Genomic DNA, 20615 nt, shown 5'->3' with positions numbered 1-20615 from the left:
CCGGGGGCGGGCACCGCGCGCTTCCAGCGCCACCGGTTAGCGCTTGGAGAACTGGAACTTCTTGCGGGCGCCCGGACGGCCGGGCTTCTTCCGCTCCACCTCGCGCGGGTCGCGGGTCAGCAGGCCCTCGGGGCGCAGGCGGGTGCGGTTGGTCTCGTCGACCTCCAGCAGCGCGCGCGCGACGCCCAGCCGGATCGCGTCCGCCTGGCCGCGGAGGCCGCCGCCGTTGACGTTCACCTTGACGTCGAACTTCCCTTCGTTCTCCGTGGCCACCAGCGGGCGCTGCGCGCTCTGCCGGAGGACGTGGCGGGGAAGGTAGTCTTCGATGGTGCGCCCGTTGATCTCCCACGCGCCGTTGCCGGGGCGAAGGTACACGCGCGCCACCGACGTCTTGCGGCGCCCGATGGCGTGGAACTGTTCAGTGGCCATTGTCTAGGTGCCGATCTCAGAAGGTGAGTGTTTCCGGGTTCTGCGCGACGTGCGGATGCTCGGCCCCGGCGTACACCTTGAGCTTCTTCCGCATCTGGCGCCCCAGGGCGTTCTTGGGGAGCATTCCCTTCACCGCGAGCTCGATGACGCGCTCGGGGTGGCGGGCGATCATCTCCTTGAAGGGGATGAACTTCTCGTGCCCCATGTACCCGGTGTGCTTGAAGTAGGCCTTCTGGTCGGCCTTGTTGCCGGTGAGCTGGACCTTGTCGGCGTTGATGACGATTACGTAGTCACCGGTGTCCAGGTGCGGCGTGTAGGTCGGCTTGTGCTTCCCGCGCAGCACGCGGGCGATCTCGGTGGCGATGCGGCCCAGAACCTTGCCGCCGGCGTCCACCACGTACCACTTGTGCTCGATCTCGCCGGCCTTTACGGCATACGTCTTCATGATGCTCCCCACTCCGCCGCGCCCGTTGAGCGCGCGGAATGCCGGCCACGCGCCGGCTGTGATAGTAGAAAAAATCTCCGCCTCCGGAAGCTCCGGGGCGGGCATAGCGTGGAACACTACAGCCCGAAAGGATACCCAACTTCCGTGCGGGTGTCAAGTCGTGGCGCCGGGTTTTGCGCACTTCCACGGCGTCTCTACCGACGCGGGCATCCCCTTGGCCTCACGCGGAGACGCAGAGACGCGGAGGAGAGGGCGCTCAGAGCGAGCCGGGTGTCGTGGGAATCGTATGGATAGGCAAATAGAGGTGCAGGCGGTCGTCTTCCAGTGGTGCGAAGCCAAACCGGCGGTAGAATGCCGCCGCAGTGTCGTGCTTGGCATGCACTTCAACCGCGTAGATGCCAATGATCTCGGCCGCCCGGATGGAACGACGAAGGGCATCCGACAGCAGCGATTTTCCGACTCCGCCACCATGTACGGCGCGATCTACCGCAAGGCGCGCCAGCTGCACCGCCGGTACCGGATAACGGGGCAGATGCCGACGCTCCGCTTCGGGCAGGATTGCGGCCGACACCATACCGCTCGCGAGCGTGTAGAAACCCACGACCCGGCTTACACCCTGCACTGTCGCTACGTAGGTGCGGCTGAATCCGCGGTCCTGGTTCTGGCGAGCATTCCTCCGGAAGAACGTGTCCAGCGCTGGCTCGCCGCTATCGAATGACGCACGATCGTGCCGGCGTTCGAGCGGCGCGACATCGACGGAGATCGGGTTCACGACTCCTCGCCCGAGCGATCATGTGACCTTACGAACTCGCGGTGGTGCTGCATCGCCCTGATAAGCGCATCGTTGGGCGGCGGCGGGTTGTCCATGAGATCCATGAAGATCTCCCAATCGCGTTCGGAGAGGTAAGTAATGTGCTGGTCCTGAATGATCCGACGCGCGTCTCGGATAAGCGTCGAGATGGCGTATGAGTTCACCGTCTGCCCCGTATGAATCGCGGCGAGCTCGATCAGCTCCTTGAGCTCGGGGTCGATGCGGAAGCTGAGGCGCGCCTCGCCCTGCGCCTCCGGCTCCGGGATCGATTCCGAGGCTGGGGCTTCGGCCGCGTACGCAGCGTGCGCTTCCCGGACGCGCGGGGTGGCTTTCTTACGAGGCATGGTTCCCTTTCGGTGTGAGGCATGTTGCCACACAAAGATGCCCTTCTCCACAGCAAACGTCAACGCGCGTAACATACGCCAACAGCGGGACATAGGACGCCTTTCCCGTGCGCCGCTGTGTCTCTATGTGGTCCCTACCGCTCTTCTCTGGGTCGGCGACCAGACACGCTTCTCTTGACAATCGAAAGGAGAGGCACGTACTGTTCCTTTCGACCATCGAAAGGAGGTTGGATTGACGGACAAGGATCGCGGCGACCTGATCCAGGGGACGCTGGACATGCTGGTGCTGAAGGCGCTGCAGCTGGAGCCGATGCATGGGTGGGGGATCACCGAGCGCATCGAGCAGTGGTCAGGGAACGTGCTGCAGATGAACCAGGGCTCGCTCTACCCTGCGCTCTACCGCCTGCAGCGGCAGGGACTGATCCGCTCGGAGTGGCGCACGACGGAGAACAACCGCCGCGCCCGCTACTACGCGCTGACTGAGGAAGGAAAGGAGCGCTTCGTGGAGGAGCGGAGCCACTGGGAGCGCCTGTCGCGGGCGGTCAACCTGGTGCTCGCCACAGACACCCGCTGATCGCGAGGGCACCATGAGGCTGATCCGTGAACTCTGGCACCGGCTGCGCAACTCCATGCGGCGCGACGAGCTGGACGGCGGCGTGGACGAGGAGATGCGCTTCCACATCGAGCAGCTGACGCAAAAGAACGTGCGCGCGGGGATGGAGCCCGCCCAGGCACGGAGGGCGGCGCTGGTGGAGTTCGGCGGGGTGGAGCGGCACAAGGAGGCCGTGCGCGACGAGGCGCGCCCCCGCCTCCTCGAAGACCTGGGGCAGGACACGCGCTACGCCGTGCGCGTGCTGCGCGGTGCGCCGGGCTTCACGCTGGTGGCCATCGGCACCATCGCCCTCGGCGTCGGCGCGATGACGGCGATCTTTTCGGCAGTGAACCACGTGCTCCTGCGCCCGCTCCCCTTCCCCGCCTCCGAGCGGCTGGTGGTGCCGCAGGCGCGCAGCATGGAAGACGGCAGCCAGTGGAACGTCACCTACGCGGACTACGAGGACTGGAAGTCGAACGGAGTCTTCGCCCGCGCGGCCGTGTACCAGCCCGTCGACTGGAACGTCGCGGACGAGAGGGAGGCGGAGCGGCTCACGGGCGCGGCGGTGACTCCCGACTTCTTTGCCACGCTGGGGATGGCGCCCACCCTGGGCCGCTTCTTCGTGTCCGAGGAGTTCGACCCGGAATCGCCCCGCGTCGTCGTCCTCTCGTACGAGCTGTGGCAGCGCATGTTCGCCGGCGACCGCGCGATCGTGGGAAAGACGCTGCGGATCGGGGGGCGGCCGCGTCAGGTGGTGGGCGTGGCGCCGCGCGGGATGGCGTTCCCTCGCGAGGCGGCTCTCTGGGCGCCGCTTCGCGTCTCCGCCGCCGACCGCCCGGACATGGAGCGGCGGGACAACTTCATCTTCAGCGCCATCGCTCGGCTCAAGCCGGACGAGCCGCTCCGCCGCGCGCGCGCCGAGCTGGGATCGATCGCGCGGCGCGTGGCGCAGGAGCACCCGGTCGCCCGCAAGGGGGTGACGATCACGGCGGTCCCCCTCATCGACTACGTGGTGGGCGAGGACCTGCCGCTCACGCTCTGGCTGCTCATGGGCGCGGTGAGCCTGGTGCTCGCCATCGGATGCCTGAACGTCGCCAACCTGCTGCTGAGCCGCGCGGCCGGGCGGGGGCGCGAGCTCGCCGTGCGCATCGCCCTGGGCGCGGGGGGCGGGCGGCTCGTGCGCCAGCTCCTTACCGAGAGCCTGATCCTGGCCGTGGCCGGCGGGGTGCTGGGGTCGGCGCTCGCCTACGCCGGCGTGCGCGCCCTGGCGCTGACCGCGCCCGAGGGCACGCCGCGCATGGAGGAGCTCTCGCTGGACCCGCGCGCCCTGCTCTTCGCCCTGGCGGTTTCCATCCTATCGGCGGTGCTCTTTGGCCTGGCGCCCGCCATCGGCATGGCCCGCCGCGCGGTGCTCTCGCCCACGCTGGGCGAGGAGGATCGGCGCAGCACCGCGGGCGTGCGCGGGCGGAGGGTGCGCAAGGCGCTCGCGTCGGGAGAGATCGCGCTCTCGCTGGTGCTGCTGGTGGGCTCCGCGCTGCTGCTCAAGAGCCTGGCGCAGCTCTACTCGGTCGATCCCGGCTTCCAGACCGCGGGGGTTGCGACCGCGTCCGTTGTGCTGCAGGGCGAGCGGTACGACAGCGCATCGGCGAACGTGGCGGCCATCAGCGAGATCGTGAACCGCGTCGCGGCGTTGCCCGGCGTCCGCGCATCGGCCGCGGCGTCCGCGCTGCCGCTGGGCGGCGGAGGGTTCTACCTCGGGCGCTCGTTTCTGGCGGACGGGCGGCCGGAGCCGCCGGCGGGGACGGAGGTGAGCGGCAACTGGACGGTGGTCACGCCAGGGTACTTCGCCACCCTGCGCCTGCCAGTGGTGCGCGGGCGCGAGTTCACGGCCGCGGACCGGAAGGGCGCGACGCCCGTGGCCGTAGTGAACCGCGAGTTCGCGCGGCGCATGTTCCCCAACGAAGATCCCATCGGCAAGCGCATCCGCTCGTGGCGCGACGAGAACCTGCTGCGCGAGATCGTGGGCGTGACCGAGGACGTGCGCTACATGGGCGCGGGCGACGAGATTGGCCCGCTGGTGTACGTGCCGCATGCGCAGGACACCTGGAACTCGATGATCCTCGTAGTTGGCATGGACGGCCCCACCGCTCCCGTGATCCGCGCGCTGCGCTCCGCCATCGCGGAGATCGACCCCGGCCTCGGGGTGAGCGAGGTGCAGACGATGGACGAGGTGTTCGAGCGCTCGGTGGCCCCGCAGCGCTTCACGGCCTCGCTGCTGGGCGGCTTCGCGGGCGTGGCGCTGCTCCTCGCCTGCATCGGCATCTACGGCGTGCTGGCGTACGGCGTGGCGCAGCGCCGTCGCGAGTTCGGCATCCGCATGGCCCTCGGCGCCGGCACGGGCGAGATCCGCCGCATGGTGGCGCGCGAGGCCGCGCGGATCACCGCCTGGGGCCTCGCCTTCGGCCTGGCGCTCGCCTTCGCCGCCACGCAGGGGATGTCCGCGCTCCTGTACGGCGTGCGCCCGACCGACGTCGCCACCTACCTGGGGGTCTGCACCATCCTCACGGTAGTGGCACTCGGCGCAAGCTGGCTACCCGCCCGCCGCGCCAGCAGCGCCGATCCCATGGAGGCCCTCCGCGGCGAGTAGCAGGTGGTTCGCGACGTAGGTGGACAATCCCCCCGACGTGGAAGCAGCCATGAGAGATCCAACCGCCGTCCTCCTCTGTAGACCAGGTCCGGGGCCGCGCCGGGAGCGCGTTCTCTCCCTCCGCCGCGCGCGCCGCCTCGCCTGTGCGCTCCTGGCGTGGTGCATGGGGAGCACGTCCGCCGCGGAGACCCAGACGCCTCCCGCGGCCCCGCGGCGGGTCACCACCTACATGAGTCTTCCCCTCGACGTGGTGGCTCGGCCGGTGCCGCAGCCCGTCCGTGCCGAGGATGCCCAGCTCTACCTCGTCTACCGCCTGTTCGTAACCAGCTGGGCCGACGTGGACCTGCGCTTTCGATCGGTGGAAGTGCTCGATGGGACCACCGGCGCCGTGCTCGCGGCGTACGATTCCACCTCGCTCTCCGATCCCCGGCGGCAGCGGACGACCCAATACATCGAGAGCGACTCGATCACGCCGGCCAACCGTACGCTGCCGGCTGGCCGCACCGCCACGGTCGCGGTGGTGATCTCCCTCGCCCCCGCCGCGCCGGCGCCCTCCACCCTCGTCCACCGGATCTCCCTGGACAGCGATTCCACGATCCGGCTGCAAACGGAGAGTGGAGGCGTCTCGGAGGCGCTGGTGGCTACCTCCGAGGTTACGCTCGTGGAGCGGCGGCCCCCTCTGGTGCTGGGGCCTCCCCTTCGCGGCGGCAACTGGCGCTGCGGCAACGGGCTCGCGCTGAGCAACGGGCACGCGGCGCTGGTGATACGCGATTCCCGCATGCGGGTGCCGCAGCGGTTCGGCTGTGACTTCATTCGCGTGGACTCCACCGGAAACAGCCTTCCGAGCCCGTTTCCGAACGACATCACGAACGAGATGTTCTACGGGTATGGAGCCGAGGTGCTGGCGGTCGCGGACGGCGTGATCGTTTCCGTTCAGGACGGGATCGCCGAAAACGTCCCGCGAGCCGATGGACGGACCATCATGCCCGTGCCGTTGACCAACAAGACGGTTTCGGGGAACTGGCTGGCGCTGGACCTGGGGGGCGGCCGCTACGCGTTCTACGCCCACTTCATTCCCGGCTCCATCCGCGTGCGGCCGGGGCAGCGTGTGCGGCGCGGAGCCGTCCTGGGAAGACTCGGCAACTCCGGGAACAGCGTCGGACCGCACCTGCACTTCCACGTCGGCGACACTCCGTCGCTGAACGGCTCGGAGGGGCAGCCGTACGTGTTCGACCGCTACCGGGTGCTCGGGCGCCATCACCCGGCCGGGGCTCCGTCCGAGCAGACGAATACCGTTCCGCTGGACGATGCCGTCATCTGGTTCCCCACGCCCTGAACGGCGCCCGAACACTAGGGGTCACACAAGAACAGAGGCACCGAGAGAACCTCTCTCCGTGCCTCTGTGTCTCTGTGTGAGCCCCTTCAGTTCCTCTGCGTCTCCGCGTCTCCGCGTGAGGCCCCGTGGTTCCTCAGGTCAGGAACGTCTCCAGGAACCGCGCCCTCGACTGGTGGCGGAGGCGGAGCAACGCCTTCTCCTTGATCTGCCGCACGCGCTCGCGCGTGATGCCGAACTTCTCCCCGATCTGCTCCAGCGTCATCGGCTCCGCGTCGCCCAGGCCGAAGTAGAGGCGCAGCACCCGCGACTCGCGCTCGGTGAGGGTCCCCAGCGCCTCGTCGATGGAGCGCTTGAGGGCGTCCTCGTAGACCTCCTCGTCCGGCCCGGGAGAGAACTGGTCGGAGAGGTAGTCGAGGAGCTGTCCGTCCTCGCCCGGAACGAGCGGGGCGTCGAGCGAGAGGTAGACCTGCGACATCGCCAGCGCGTGGCTGACCTCGTCCTCCGGCACCTCCAGCTCGCTCGCGATCTCCTGCAGCGTCGGCTCGCGCCCCAGCTCCTGCGTCATGGCCGAGGAGCGGCGGCCGATGCGGTGCACGGCGCCCGCGCGGCTGAGCGGCACGCGCACGATGCGCGACTGCTCCGCAAGCGCCTGCAGGATCGCCTGCCGGATCCACCAGACGGCGTACGAGATGAACTTGATCCCCTTGGTCTCGTCGAACTTCCGCGCGGCGCGGATCAGCCCGATGTTCCCTTCGTTGATCAGGTCCGAGAGCGACACGCCCTGGTTCTGGTACTTCTTGGCGACCGCCACCACGAAGCGCAGGTTGGAGCGCACGAGGTGCTCCAGCGCGTCGGGCGCGCCGTCACGGATCAGGCGCGCGAGCCGCGCCTCTTCGTTCCGGTCGATCAGCGGGTACACGCTGATCTCGCGAAGGTACTGGTCCAGCGATTCGGATTCGGAGGAGACGCGTTTGGCGGGGCTGAACGTCATGGGGGTGCTCCGGGGCGAAGCAGACAACGCAGAGTGTGGGGTTCTGCGGAGGACACCGGGCGGGTACGCGGCGTCGCCAAAGGGGAAGGCGGTGAGAGGCCGCGAGGCCTGTTGGAAGGACACGAGCGTCCATCCACCGGGTCACGCGTTGAGTATGGACAAGCCTCCGGAAGGTGTCAACCCCCGGCCGAAACAAAAGACTTGACAACGGGAGTTTTCAACGCGCTGGCCGATTCTGCACGCACTTTTTTCCGGATCGTGTAACACGGAGGGTGCACCAGGTGACCCGAAAGTAAGAAGCGGGCGCGAGGATGATCCTCGCGCCCGCTTCCTTTCCTCGCCTCTCTATCGGATCACTTCCCCGATCCGCGTCCAGCGGACGGCGGTGAGCCACGAGAACTGCTGGGTGATGTCTTTTTCGAACGAATAGTAGACGAACATGGGCCGTCCCTTGACCGCGCTCTCGTCGAAGAAGCCCCAGTAGCGCGAGTCTTCGGAGTTGTCGCGGTTGTCGCCGAGCGCGAACAGCTTGCCAGGAGGCACCACGATGGGACCCCAGTTGTCGCGAGTGGGGCGGTAGCGGCGGCGCTCGCGGAGGGTGCCGGCCAGGAAGTCCTTTTGCCAGATCATCCGCGGCTCGCGCGGATCGCTGAGCGGGTCCACGTGGCGGGCGTACGGTTCGTCCAGCGGCTTTCCGTTCCTGAAGAGCACCTTGTCGCGCATCTCCAGCGTGTCGCCGCCCACTCCGACCAGCCTCTTCACGTAGTTGCGGTGCGGATCGTGGGGCGGCAGAAACACCAGCACGTCGCCGCGCTTGGGGTGCGAGAAGGCCGGGAGGCGCGTGTGGGTGACGGGGATCTCCGCGCCGTACACGGCCTTGTTGACGAGGAGGAAGTCGCCGATCAGGAGCGTTCCCTCCATCGACCCCGTGGGGATCTTGTACGCCTCCACCAGGAAGGTGCGTATCCCCAGGAAGAGGAGGATGGCGGTGCAGATGGCCTTGGTCCACTCCCACATCCACCTTCCGGTGGAGACGGAGCCGCGCGGATCGGCGACCGTCACGCGGCGCTCGGCGGGGGGCTGGCCGTCCAAGGGATGCGGGGAATGCAGTTCTTCCATCGTGAGCTCGGTGCCGCGGTACCGCAGGTGGGGCTGGATGCCCGGTTTGGTACGTACACGCGAGGTTTGGGCCCGTTCCGGGAAAGAAAGTGCGTGAGTGCGTTAGTGCGTGAGTGCGGAGGGACTGAACAGCGGGGCTCACGCGGAGACGCGGAGGCGCAGAGAGAACCGCGACTGCATGGCTCACACAGAGACACAGAGCCACAGAGGAAGAACAGCCAGAGGTTTTCTCTGTGGCTTTCAGTTCCTCCTGTGTTCTCTGTGTAAGGCTTTTCTCAGGTTGTTCTCTCTGCGTCTCCGCGTCTCCGCGTGAGATTGCAGTTGGTTTTTTCGAATACAGCCAGGGGCGGCATCTCGCGACGCCGCCCCGCACTCACGCACTAACGCACTCACGCACTTCCGTTCAGTACGGAGATCCGCCGTAGTTGTCGATCTGGGCGCGCTGGAGTTTGCCGGAGTAGTCCACGTAGCAGACCTTGGTCTCCGAATAGAACTCGTACACTTCCCAGCCGCCCTCGCGGTGCCCGTTGCCCGTCTGCTTCACGCCGCCGAAGGGGAGGTGCGCCTCGGCGCCGATGGTGGGGGCGTTCACGTAGGTGATGCCGTTGTCCAGGTACTGCAGCGCGCGGAACGAGATGTTCACGTCGCGCGTGTAGACGGAGCTCGAGAGGCCATACTTCACCTCGTTGTTGATGCGGAACGCCTCGTCCACGTCGCTGAAGCGGATCACCGAGAGCACCGGGCCGAAGATTTCCTCCGTCGCCAGGCGCGAACCGGCCTTCACGTCGGCGAAGATGGTGGGCTGGAAGAACCAGCCGTCGTCCAGACCCCCGCCCGTGGCGCGCTCGCCGCCGATCACCAGGCGCGCCTCAGAGCGGCCGATCTCGATGTAGCTCTTCACCTTCTCCAGCGCCCGCTCGTTGATCAGCGGACCGACCTCGGGGCCGTCTTCCAGCCCGTAGCCGAGCTTCAGCCCCTTCGCCTTCTCCACCAGGCGCTCCAGGAACTCGTCGTGGATGGAGTCGTGGAGGAGGAGTCGGCTGGTGGCGGTGCAGCGCTGCCCCGTGGTGCCGAACGCGCCCCAGAGCACGCCCTCGAGCGCCAGGTCCAGGTCGCCGTCTGCCATCACGATCTGCGCGTTCTTGCCGCCCATCTCCAGCGACAGCCGCTTGTGCGACTCGCCGCACGCGCGCCCGATGATGCTGCCCGTCGCCGTGGAGCCGGTGAAGGAGATCGCCGCGACGTCCGGGTGGTTGACGATGGCCGCGCCCGTCGCGCCCTCGCCGTGGACCAGGTTGACGACGCCCCTGGGGATGCCGGCCTCCTCCAGGATCTCCACCAGGAGCTGGACCGTGTGCGGTACGTCCTCGCCCGGCTTGATGACCACCGTGTTCCCGCACACCAGCGCCGGGAACATCTTCCAGGTGGGGATTGCGAGCGGGAAGTTGAACGGGGTGATGAGCCCGCACACGCCGATGGGGCGGCGGTACGTCATGGCCCACTTGTTGGAAAGCTCCGACGGTACCGTCTTGCCGAAGAGGCGGCGCCCCTCGACGCCGGCGTAGTAGGCGGTGTCGATCCCTTCCTGCACGTCGCCACGCGTCTCGGTGAGCACCTTGCCCATCTCGCGCGTGGCGGCCCTGGCGATCTCGTCCTTGCGCTCGCTGAGCAGGTCCCCCACGCGGCGTAGGATGTTGCCGCGGTCCGGCGCGGGCGTGCGCGCCCAGGCCGGGAACGCCTCCTTGGCGGCGGCGACGGCGCGGTCCACGTCTTCCTGGCCGGAGCGCGGCCACAGCCCGATCACCTCCGACCAGCGGGCCGGGTTGCGGTTCTCGAAGTATTCGCCCGAAGACGGCTCCACCCACTCGCCGCCGATGAAGTTCCTGAACTTGTCCGCCATGATCCGCCCTGTTCTGGGGTGTGCCGTACCGCGTTTTGGTGCGGGCGCGGGAATCTAACCTTCGCGGGAAGGGGTGCAACCGCCCCCTCCCCCCGGCCCCCTCCCCCGCCTGCGGGGGCGCAGGGCGGGTGAGGGGGAGAACTCCCTCTGCGCCGCACAGATCCTGTAGGGGCGCGATTCATCGCGCCCGTGCCCGCCCGTGCCGCGCCGCCCGCGTTCGAAAGGGATGCCGTAGGGCCGACCTGCGTGTCTGCCCACCCTTGCCCCCGCCACGACGCCCGCTCACGCACACCGATCCGCGTAGGGGCCGCCCCACGTGGCTGCCCGTGCCCGCCCGCGCGCGGTCCACGCGGACCCGGCACCAGCCCACGCCAAACGCCCCTCCCCCAGCAGGTTTGGGGGAGGGGCCGCGAGGACCGAGCGGGGGAGGGGGCCCTACGGCAGCGTAAAGTGGAACGTCGCGCCCTCGCCCGGGGCGCTCTCGGCCCAGATGCGGCCGCCATGGGCTTCGACGATTCCCTTGGCGATGGCGAGGCCCAGGCCGAGCCCCTCCTTCTCGCCGCGGCGGACCTGCCAGTAGCGGTCGAAGAGGCGCGGGAGGTGCTCGGGGGCGATGCCGGTGCCCGTGTCGGCTACCGTGAAGCGGACGGCGCCCTCGGCGGGGGCGGCGGAGACGGTGATGCGGCCGCCCGCGGGGGTGAACTTCAGTGCGTTCCCCAGCAGGTTGGAGAGCACGCGCAGGATGCGCGAGTCGTCGGCCTGGAGCGTGGGGAGGTTGGGGGCCACGGAGGTGCCCAGCGTCAGGCCGCGCTGGGCGGCCATCTCGCGGAACATCTCCACCGCGCCGTCCACCAGGTCGGCGGGGACGACGGTGGAGGGGCAGAGAGCCGCGCCGCCCGATTCCAGCGCCACCACTTCCACCAGGTCCTGGATCAGCCCGGCCATCTGCTGCGACGCGTTGCGGATGGCGCGCAGCTGCTGGCGGTCGCGGTCGCTCCAGGCGGCGCCGGCCGAGAAGTCGTCCAGCAGCGCGGCGCCCAGGACGATGGCGTTGAGCGGGTTGCGCAGGTCGTGCGACACCACCGCCAGCACCTCCTCGCGGGCGCGTGAGGCCCGCTGCGCCTCCTCGTAGAGCCGCGCGTTGTCCACCGCCAGGGCGGCGCGGCGGGCCAGCTCCTGCGCCACCTCCAGGTCCGCCTCCTCGTAGGGCGGCGAGCTCGCCGTGCGGCCGAAGGAGATTGCGCCCAGCGTGCGCCCGCGCGCCTGCATCGGCACCACCATCCCCGATGCGAGCCCCAGGTCGCGCAGCATCTCCGTGTGCTCGGGGCCGCTGGAGATGGCGCCGACCATGCCGTCGTCGATGAGCGGGATGAGGCGCGGCTCGCCGGTGCGCAGGCAGACGACCGCGGGGTGCGTGCCGTCGGGGTCCACCGGGAAGCGGCGCAGGAGCCCGCGCACGATCTCGCGCCGGCGCGGGTCCGCGTGGGCGACGCCGGGCGCGCGCAGCTCCCCGCCCTCCTCCACGTGCACGATGCAGTAGTCGGCCACGCTCCCCGCCACCATGTCCGCGATGCGCTGCAGCGTAGCGGCGGACTCCAGCGACGAGGCGAGGAGTTCGCTGGTGCGCGCGAGGAGGCGGTCGGCCTGACGGCGGCGGCGGTCTTCCGTGACGTCGGTGAGGGTGACCACTCCAGCCACCGTCTTCCCCTCCGCGTCGGCGACGGGGGCGCCGTTCACCCGCAGCACCGCGCGCGTGCCGTCGCCGCGGCGGTAGTGCAGCTCCTCGCCGGCGATGCTCTCGCCGTGGCGGACGACGCGGGCCAGCGGATGCTCGGCGGCGGCGAGGGGGCGGCCGTCCGGGTGCACGTAGCCGGTGCTGCCTTCGGGGAGGATGGGGTGGCGGAAGAGGCGCTCCGCCATCGGGTTGTGCAGGACGATGCGGCCGTCCGGCGCTTCGCCGATCAGCACCCCCTCGGGCATCTGCCGCACCACCGCTTCCAAAAAGGCGCGCCCCCGCTCCGTTTCGCCAAGGAGGGCGGCGCGAGCCTCCTCGGCACGGCGTGCGCTGACGTCGCGGATCATCCAGCGCATCCCCGCCGGCTCTCCGGCGCGCGCGGGGACGCCCTGCACCGAGCATTCCGCGGGGATCGGCTCGCCGTCGCGCGGCACGAGCGTGACTTCCCACTCGTCGATGCGCGCGCGCATGGAGGCGGCGAGCGCCATCCGCGTGCGGAAGTCGCGCACCTCCTCCTGGGTTATGAAGAGCACCAGCGGCTTGCCGCGCAGCGCCCGACCATCCACCCGCAGGAGCTCGCAGGCCGCGCGGTTGGCTTCGCGGATGACGCCCGCCTCGTCGGTCACCACGTAAGGAACGGGCGCGTACTCGAAGAGCTCGACGTAGCGCCGGTTCTCTTCTTCCAGGAGCAGCTGCGCGGCGGTGAGGCTCTCGTTCTGCTGGCGAAGCTCCTCTTCCGCCACGCGCAGCTCCTCCATCACCGTCATCAGCTCTTCCAGGGCGGCCTGGGCCACGTCCGCCGACCCCGCGGACGCGACGAGGCGCGCGCGCAGGGCCTCGATACGGCCGTGCGCGCTGTGCAGCTGGTCGTGGAGGACGGAATCGTAGCTCATTGTCGCGCCGCTGGGAGCGAGCCGCCTATCTGTACGGTTTGTCCACCTTCGAGCAAAGCACGCGCCAGTCAGCGGGTGCGCGAGCGGGCCTCATCCCCCGGTTTGCTCCGCGGGTTCTTCGAATTCGTGCATCACCAGGACGGCGCCGCGAATCTGGCGGTCGGCGCCGGCAAAGGGGGTGCAGGTGACGTGGCAGCGGATGGTGCGTCCGCGGCGGTTGACGGCGTCCAGGGTGAGCTCCTCGTGCTCGGAGCGGCCCTCGATGCAGGCGCGGACCGGGGCCTTGAGGCGCTCCACCGGAAAGCCGATGTCCAGGTTCTGGAACGCCACCCCTTCCACCTCCTCTCCGCGCAGCCCCCACAGATCCTCGGCCTTGCGGCTCCAGATGCGGATGTCCGAGTCGCGGTCCAGCACCACCACGGCGGAGCGTAGCGAGGTGAGGATCGCCGTCATGTACGTGTTGACGTCGTTCAGCTCCCCCGTGCGGCGCTGGATCTCGTTGTTGATCGTCTCCAGCTCCTCGTTGGTGGAGTGGAGCTCCTCGTTCATCGTCTCCAGCTCCTCGTTGCTGCTCTGGAGCTCCTCGTTGGTCGTCTCCAGCTCCTCGATGGTGCTCTGCAGCTCCTCGTTGGTCGTCTCCAGCTCCTCGTTGGTGCTCTGCAGCTCCTCGAACGCGGTCTCCAGCTCCTGGTTGGCCTCCATGAGCTGGGCGCGCACCTGCTGCACCTGCGACACGTCCACGAAGGCGACGCTCACCCCCACGATGGAGTCGTCGCGGTCCACCAGCGGCGCCACGATCACCTCGAAGGTGCGGATGGCTCCGTCCGGGATCTGGTGCTCGACGTGGGGGATGTGCAGGACGCGCGGGTCGCCGTACACCTGCTCGATGCGGGTGCGCAGGTCCACCGGGCGGTACGAGACGGTGAGGTCGTGCAGCGAGCGCCCCACGTCCGCCGGCACCAGCCCGAAGATGGCGCGGGCCTGCGCGCTGGCCGAGACGAGCGTGCCCTTGCGGTCGACCACGAGCTGCGCGTTTGGCTGCACTTCCAGCGCGGCTTCGCGGATGCGGAGCTGGTGCATCAGCCGCTCGTGGCCCTCGGCGCGGGCGGGCTGCCCCAGCGTGAGCAGCCGGTCGCGCCGGGCGGCGCGCGTCGCCTTGCGAAAGATGCGCGCCTTGAGGTCCACGGGCGTGAAGAGGTCCCCGTGCGACCTCATCATCTCCGCCTTTCCCAGGAAGAGGGTGCCGCCGTCCCTGAGCCCGAAGTGGAAGCGCGTGAGGATGCGCCCCTGCGTCTCGGCGTTGAAGTACATCAGCGCGTTGCGCGAGACCAGCAGGTCCAGGTGGCTGATGGGCGCGTCGCGCACCAGGTCGTGGCGCCCAAAGATCACCTGGCGGCGCAGGTCCGGGCGAAAGGCGTACGATCCCCCCGGCGCCGCCTCGAAGTACTTCTCGCGCAGCTCCGGCGGCAGCGACTCCATCGCCCGCTCGTTGTACGTGGCGGAGCGGGCGTGCGCCAGCGCCTCCTCGTCCACGTCGGTGGCGTAGATCTTCACCCGCTGGCGAAAGCCCTCCACCCCCAGCACTTCGGAGAACATCATGGCCAGCGTGTACGTCTCCTCGCCGGAGGCGCACCCGGCGCTCCACACCCGCACCGCCGCATCCGAGTCGCCCAGGATGGGTGCCAGGTGCTCGTCCATGAGCGCGGACCACGCTTCGGGGTCGCGCCAGAAGCCGGTGACGTTGATGAGGATGGTGTTGAAGAGCGCCGTGAACTCCCCGGGATGCGCTTCGAGGAAGGCTTGGTAGGCGGCGAAATTGTCCACCTCCACCTCGGCCATCCGCTTCTCCACGCGGCGTACCAGGGTGGCTCGCTTGTAGCCGGTGAAGTCGAAGCCGCGGTTGTCGCGGAGGAACTCCAGGAGCTGTTCGAAGTGCGGATCGGCGGGCTGGCTCATGCGCTCTGGGTTACGGCCTGTACGATGCGGCCGGCGATCTGCTCCAGGGGGAGCACGTCGTCCGCCGTTCCGGTGGCGATGGCGTTGCGGGGCATGCTCTCGACGGTGGCGGTGGCGGGGTCCTGCACCAGCACGATGCCGCCGGCCTCCTTAATGGCGCGCACCCCCAGGCTGCCGTCGGAGTCGCACCCGGTGAGGACCACGCCCACCACTCCCGCGCCGAACCGTTCCGCGGCCGACGCGAAGAGCGGATCGGCCGCGGGGCGCGAGAAGCGGACGGGGGGCGCATCCGAAAGCTGGAGCCGCCCGCCGCCGTCCACCACCACGTGCCGGCCGGGCGGCGCCACGAACACGCGCGCGTCGTCCAGCGCCTCGCCGCCCCGCGCCTCGCTCACGGGGAGCGCGCTGACCATCCCCAGCACCTCCGCCAGCCGGCTGCGGCGCCCCGGCTCCAGGTGCTGCACCACCACCACCGAGGCGGGGAGGTCCGCCGGGAGCGCGGAGAGGATGTGGCGCAGCGCCTGGATCCCCCCGAGCGAGGACGCGATCACCACCAGGCACGGCGGCGGCGTGGAATGCAAATGGGTCCGGCGAATGGGATTGGTGGGAATCGGGACAGATAGTAACACTCGCCCGCGCACCCCTCCGTGTCAAGCAACTGTAAACGTCCGTGCATGGGAATTGCCGCCCGCGCAGGGTGAGCGGGTGCAGATCGACACTTTCGGGAGCGACTCAGTGACGGGAAGAGACATCATCGTGATGGGCGGCTCGGCGGGGGCGGTGGAGGGGATGGCGCAGATCGTGGCGGGGCTCCCCGCCGACCTTCCAGCCGCGGTGTTCGTGGTCGTGCACTTCCCCCCGTACAGCACCAGCGTGCTCCCCCGCATCCTGAGCCGGGCCGGCGTGCTCCCCGCCGTTCACCCTTCCGACGGCGACCCCATAGAGCACGGCACCATCTACGTGGCCCCCCCGGACCACCACCTCCTGCTGGAAGACGGGCGCATCCGCCTCACCCGGGGCCCGCGCGAGAACGGGCACCGGCCCGCCGTGGACACCCTCTTCCGCAGCGCCGCGCGCGCGTACGGCCAGCGCGTGGCCGCCGTGGTCATCACCGGCAACCTGGACGACGGCACGGCCGGGCTGGGCGCGGTGCGCGCGCGCGGCGGCGCCGCCGTGGTGCAGGACCCGGCGGACGCGCTGCACCCGGGGATGCCGGCCACGGCGCTGACGGTGGTGGGCGCCGACCACGTGCTGCCCCTCGACCGGATTTCCGCCACCCTGGTGGAGCTCGCCACCCGCCCCTCTCCCGACTCGGAGCCGCCCGTGCCCAACCGACTCGACAAAGAGGCCGACATCGCGGTGATGGACTTCGACGCGATGCAGGACGACGAGCGTCCCGGCACCCCCGCGGGCTACAGCTGTCCGGAGTGCCACGGCTCGCTCTTCGAGATCCAGGAGGGGGAGGTGGTGCGCTACCGCTGCCGCGTGGGGCACGCGTACGGGGTGGAGTCGCTGCTGGCGCACCAGGGCCACGCCGTGGAGTCGGCGCTGTGGACCGCGATGATGGCGCTGAAGGAGCGCGCGGTCCTCTCGCGCCGCATGGCCGACCGCCTGCGCGCCCGCGGCGGCGACGTTTCCGCGGATCGCTTCGCCCAGCAGGCGGACGAGGCGGACGTGCGTGCGGGGGTGATCCTGGAGGTGCTGCGCAACCTGGGCCTCGCCAGCGGCCAGGAAGCCGAGCGCTCGCTGGAGGCCCGCGCCGCGCGGGAGCAGCCGTTGCTGGAGCAGGCGGGGGACTGAGGGGCCGGCGGGCGGGCCCCTGCGCCGGTCGGCGGGGATCGTGGCACGCGGGCTCCCCCTCTCCCCGGCCCTCTCCCCCGCTAGCGGGGGAAAGGGTGCACTCCGCCCACGCCACCATCCCGGCGCCTCACCGCACCCCGCTTTCCAACCGACCTCATAGGGGAAGACCTGTGTGTCTGCCCTCCCCCGCCGCGCCACGAACCCCGCCGTTCGGACACCAAACCCGTAGGGGCGGCCCCGCGTGGCCGCCCGTGTCCCGCCCCGCGCCGAACCCGTCGTTCCGGTCGGCAAACGCCCGCCCACACACTCCCCGCCGCTCCGCGCCAACACCGTCCGCCCCCCGCGATCGCGTGCTCCCACGCCTCATCGCACCGCTTTCAACCGCCGCGGCACGGCAATGGCACAGCCACGACTGTCCGGAGTGTCCGGGTTCGCGAGACATCGCGGTTCTGGCGCGGCCACTCCGTCCCCTTTACCTTTCGCGTTTGTGGACTCATTCTGGGACAACCCTTACACCGCGCGGCCGATCTCATGGAACACCCTCCCCGCCCATCCCCCGAAGCAATGAACGGCACGGCCCGCATCCCCTACCTCTTCGTGCTGGATGAGCTGGAGGCGGCGGGGAACGGCGATGCCGGGGTCGCGCTCTGGCAGATGCTGCGCAACGTGCGCGGCCGCATCGACGCCGGCGACGAGCTCCCGGGAATCCTGCTGATGGGCGAAAGCGGCGAACTCCTCGACGCCGTTCCCGAGCTGCGCACCACGCTGCGCGGCATGACCCGCCTCCTGCGCGAGACGCGCCCGGACGACGACACGCGCGACGGGCTGGTGCTGGGGTGCGCGCACCTGGGCCTCTGGGCCGAGGGGATGGGCGCCTGCCGCACCGCGATCTCCTTCTTCGCCCTCGCGGAGGAGATGGACCCGGAGCGGCCGCACCTGGGCTACCACATCGGCCGGCTCGCGCGAAAGCTGGCGATGTACGAACTGGCCGAGCCGTGGCTCAAGTGGGCGCACGGAAAGTCGCGCGCCGCCGGGCAGTGGGAGGTGGCGGCGCTCTGCGCGTCCGGGCTCGGCAACCTGTACCGCCAGCGCGGCAACCTCCCCCTGGCCCGCCGCTTCCACCGCTTCTGCCTGCGCATCGCCCGCACTCACGGACTCCGCACGCTGGAGGGCGACGCGCTGTACGACCTGGCGGGGATGAGCTTCGAGTTCGGCGACGATACCCTGGCCATGGAGTACGTTGGTCAGGCGGTCAGCGCCTACGGGCCCGGGCACGGACGCATCTACACACTCGCGCATGACGTTGCGTACTTCTGGATCGATAGGTCGGGTAGGTTCGTCGATGCCGCGGAGATGCTCCTCGCGCTTGCCGATTACCTTTGGGAGCCCTGGCGGCGTGTGCTCCTCTTTTCAAATCTCGCACGCGCGGCAGCAGGCGCCGGATGGCTTCCGGTGTTTGAGAGCGCGTGGACCGAGACATGGGCGCTGGTCCGGCAGAATCCCATGCAGATCGGGCATGCGGGAGCACTGATCGAAATCGCCTTGGGAGCGGGGACGCTTGGGCTCTGGGAGCGTGCAGGTGTGGCGGCGGCGGAGGCACTTCGCATCGCACGTCAGCGCGAGGAAGGGGAGCAGGTCATCAACGCGGAACTGATTCTCGAGGCGGTGCAGAAGGTGAGCGCCGACGACCTGACCGAAGTTCACGCGGTATTCCGAGACCGTGCTCGCGGGACCAATGCAGACCTGGATTCGAACGTCAACGCAACGAGCGACGTTCTTTACGGAGCAATGCGCACACGAAGAGACGACGCGCCGGAAGGTCCGACGCGTTCGCTCCTCGTAGGTATCTCCTGCGCGGTGGCTTAGTTACCGGTACCGCCCCATCCGCCGCCGTAGCCGTTGTTGGTGGTGTCAGTCGGCGGCGGCGGGGTGTTGTTCCCGGATCCGCCCCAGCCGCCGCCATCCTCGGTCACGTTGTCGGAGCCGACCCACCCGCCGCCGACTGCGGTCTCGTCGTGCGACCGGTCGGTGGGCGCGGTGATGCGGGACGCTCCATCGGCGCAGGCAGCGGCGGCGCAGAGAGCGGCGAGGGCGAGGAAGGAGCGGGCGAAGCGCATGCGACATCTCCGGAAAAGCGTGGGTCGAATGAAGCGGGCACCGGGTCAGTCCGGTGCCCGTCTCTTTATTCTGGCGCTTTGGGTGCCCCGCGGAGATTCGGTTGCCGCCGCGTTAAAGGACAAAGTGGACGAACACGCGCAGTGACGTGGGGGAACAGCAACAGCGGCCTCACACAGAGACACAGAGACACAGAGAAAAGTGCAAAAAAGAGGTTTTCTGTGGCTTGCGGTTCCCTCTGTGTCCTCTCCGTGTGAGGCTTTTTCTGTGCGTCTCTCTGCGTCTCCGCGTCTCCGCGTGAGCCAATCGCGATGCCGCGGCACTCGCTGTGCCTGAAGGAGCAGCGCGTACCCTGCCCCCGAACACGGAGACACGGCGGATGGAACCGGAGCTCGGCATCATCGAAGGCTTCTACGGAAAGCCCTGGACGTGGGAGGAACGCGCCGCGACGGTGGAATTCCTCGCGCCGCACGGCTACCGCTTCTTCATGTACGCGCCCAAGGCGGACACCTTTCTGCGCCGCCGCTGGCAGGAGGAGTACCCGGAGGAGAGCGCCCGCGGCCTGGCCACCCTCGCGGACGCCTGCCGGCGGGCGGGAGTGCGCTTCGGCGTGGGGCTGAGCCCGTACGAGATCTTCAACGGCTTCGACGCCGCCGCGCACGACGCCCTCGCCCGCAAGCTCGCCTTCTTCGACGAGCTGGGGGTGCAGGACCTGGCGATCCTCTTCGACGACATGCGCGGCGACACCCCCGACCTCGCCGCGCGCCAGGTGGAGATCGTCCACTGGGCCGCGGAACGGACGCGCGCGGACCGCCTCCTCGTGTGCCCCAGCTACTACTCCGACGACCCGGTGCTCGACCGCGCGTTCGGCCGCCGTCCGGACGGATACCTGGAGCATCTCGGCACTGCGCTCGACCCATCGATCGAGGTGTTCTGGACGGGCGAGGAGGTGTGCTCGCGCGAGATCACGCCCGGCCACCTGGAGCGCGTGACGGGGCAGCTTCGCCGCAAGCCGTTCCTGTGGGACAACTATCCGGTCAACGACGGCCCCCGCATGTCGCAGTACCTGCACCTGCGCGCCTTCACCGGGCGCCCGGCGAGCCTGCGAGGCCACGTGGCGGCGCACGGCATCAACCCGGCGCTCCAGCCCACCCTCTCGCTGATCCCCGCGCTGACCCTTCCGGAGTGCTACCGCCTGGGCGACGCCTACGCGTACGGCGAAGCCTTTCGCACGGCCGCCATGGCCGTGCTGGGCGCGTCGCTCGGCACGCGCGTGTGGGAGGACGTGCTGGTGCTGCAGAACGTGGGGCTGGACCGGCTGGAGGAAAAGGAAGCGGCCCTGCGCGAGCGCTACGGCAGCGAGGAGCATCCCGGCGCGCGCGAGATCATCGCCTGGCTGGACGGCGAGTACCGCATTTCGGCCGAGGTCGTGCAGACGCAGTAGCCGGACAATCCTTGCGCGGAAGGTACGTGTGACGCAACTGTTACACTCCGTGGTGCGT

Annotated in this window: 17 protein-coding genes; 6 read left to right on the top strand and 11 right to left on the bottom strand. The window is 69.5% G+C overall.

The genetic code is table 11. The annotated features are described in order from the left end of the window. Positions 1-36: 36 nt before the first annotated feature. The 4 genes from rpsI to VF647_07830 form a co-directional block, all read right to left on the bottom strand. Positions 37-429 carry a 30S ribosomal protein S9 gene (rpsI, locus tag VF647_07845; GenBank protein ID HEX8451992.1) on the bottom strand — a complete coding sequence of 131 codons (393 nt, stop codon included), beginning with the start codon at positions 427-429 and terminating at the stop codon, positions 37-39. Between the two features lie 16 nt (positions 430-445). Beyond that, the gene (gene rplM, locus VF647_07840) at positions 446-877 is read right to left on the bottom strand and encodes a 50S ribosomal protein L13 (protein ID HEX8451991.1); all 432 of its coding nucleotides are present in this window, start codon (positions 875-877) and stop codon (positions 446-448) included. Between the two features lie 253 nt (positions 878-1130). Further along, positions 1131-1646 (bottom strand): GNAT family N-acetyltransferase, encoded by a 516-nt coding sequence (locus VF647_07835; protein ID HEX8451990.1) that lies wholly within the window; start codon positions 1644-1646, stop codon positions 1131-1133. Continuing rightward, a complete protein-coding gene (locus tag VF647_07830) occupies positions 1643-2029 on the bottom strand; it encodes a DUF1778 domain-containing protein (GenBank protein ID HEX8451989.1) in 387 nt (128 codons plus the stop codon). Before VF647_07830 ends, VF647_07835 begins: the two co-directional genes overlap by 4 nt. Positions 2030-2261: 232 nt before the next feature. Between VF647_07830 and VF647_07825 the strand changes: the two genes are divergently transcribed. The 3 genes from VF647_07825 to VF647_07815 are packed head-to-tail and all read left to right on the top strand — an operon-like array spanning position 2262 to position 6604. Beyond that, positions 2262-2603 carry a PadR family transcriptional regulator gene (locus VF647_07825; protein HEX8451988.1) on the top strand — a complete coding sequence of 114 codons (342 nt, stop codon included), beginning with the start codon at positions 2262-2264 and terminating at the stop codon, positions 2601-2603. 13 nt (positions 2604-2616) lie between these two features. Further along, entirely contained in the window at positions 2617-5268 is a 2652-nt protein-coding gene (locus VF647_07820) for an ABC transporter permease (GenBank protein ID HEX8451987.1), read from the top strand. Between the two features lie 49 nt (positions 5269-5317). Continuing rightward, positions 5318-6604: a M23 family metallopeptidase gene (locus tag VF647_07815; protein ID HEX8451986.1), complete on the top strand. Its 1287-nt coding sequence runs from the start codon at positions 5318-5320 to the stop codon at positions 6602-6604. 133 nt (positions 6605-6737) lie between these two features. Here VF647_07815 and VF647_07810 read toward each other — a convergent pair whose 3' ends face one another. The 6 genes from VF647_07810 to VF647_07785 form a co-directional block, all read right to left on the bottom strand. Further along, positions 6738-7595: an RNA polymerase sigma factor RpoD/SigA gene (locus tag VF647_07810; protein HEX8451985.1), complete on the bottom strand. Its 858-nt coding sequence runs from the start codon at positions 7593-7595 to the stop codon at positions 6738-6740. Positions 7596-7940: 345 nt separating this feature from the next. Further along, positions 7941-8687, bottom strand: coding sequence for a signal peptidase I (gene lepB / locus VF647_07805; protein ID HEX8451984.1), 747 nt, complete (start codon positions 8685-8687; stop codon positions 7941-7943). A 430-nt stretch (positions 8688-9117) separates the two neighbouring features. Beyond that, entirely contained in the window at positions 9118-10614 is a 1497-nt protein-coding gene (locus VF647_07800; GenBank protein HEX8451983.1) for an aldehyde dehydrogenase family protein, read from the bottom strand. A gap of 435 nt (positions 10615-11049) precedes the next feature. After that, positions 11050-13242, bottom strand: a complete 2193-nt coding sequence (locus tag VF647_07795; protein HEX8451982.1) for an ATP-binding protein — start codon at positions 13240-13242, stop codon at positions 11050-11052. Positions 13243-13332: 90 nt separating this feature from the next. Then, a complete protein-coding gene (locus tag VF647_07790; GenBank protein ID HEX8451981.1) occupies positions 13333-15198 on the bottom strand; it encodes a CheR family methyltransferase in 1866 nt (621 codons plus the stop codon). Next, positions 15195-15779: a chemotaxis protein CheB gene (locus VF647_07785; GenBank protein HEX8451980.1), complete on the bottom strand. Its 585-nt coding sequence runs from the start codon at positions 15777-15779 to the stop codon at positions 15195-15197. The genes VF647_07790 and VF647_07785 overlap by 4 nt, the downstream gene beginning before the upstream one ends. Positions 15780-15903: 124 nt before the next feature. Here VF647_07785 and VF647_07780 point away from each other — a divergent pair, with 124 nt between their 5' ends. Next, complete coding sequence (locus VF647_07780) at positions 15904-16998, top strand: chemotaxis protein CheB (GenBank protein HEX8451979.1); 1095 nt, start codon at positions 15904-15906, stop codon at positions 16996-16998. 564 nt (positions 16999-17562) lie between these two features. Continuing rightward, a complete protein-coding gene (locus VF647_07775) occupies positions 17563-18864 on the top strand; it encodes a hypothetical protein (GenBank protein HEX8451978.1) in 1302 nt (433 codons plus the stop codon). Here the strand turns inward: VF647_07775 and VF647_07770 are convergent. Next, entirely contained in the window at positions 18861-19115 is a 255-nt protein-coding gene (locus tag VF647_07770) for a hypothetical protein (protein HEX8451977.1), read from the bottom strand. The two genes, VF647_07775 and VF647_07770, sit on opposite strands and share 4 nt — an antisense overlap. 377 nt (positions 19116-19492) lie before the next feature. Between VF647_07770 and VF647_07765 the strand changes: the two genes are divergently transcribed. Beyond that, positions 19493-20557: a beta-N-acetylglucosaminidase domain-containing protein gene (locus tag VF647_07765; protein HEX8451976.1), complete on the top strand. Its 1065-nt coding sequence runs from the start codon at positions 19493-19495 to the stop codon at positions 20555-20557. Positions 20558-20615 lie beyond the last annotated feature (58 nt).

This window comes from Longimicrobium sp., assembly GCA_036387335.1.
Taxonomy (GTDB): Bacteria; Gemmatimonadota; Gemmatimonadetes; order Longimicrobiales; family Longimicrobiaceae; genus Longimicrobium.
This window is presented reverse-complemented; position numbering and strand designations above follow the sequence as displayed.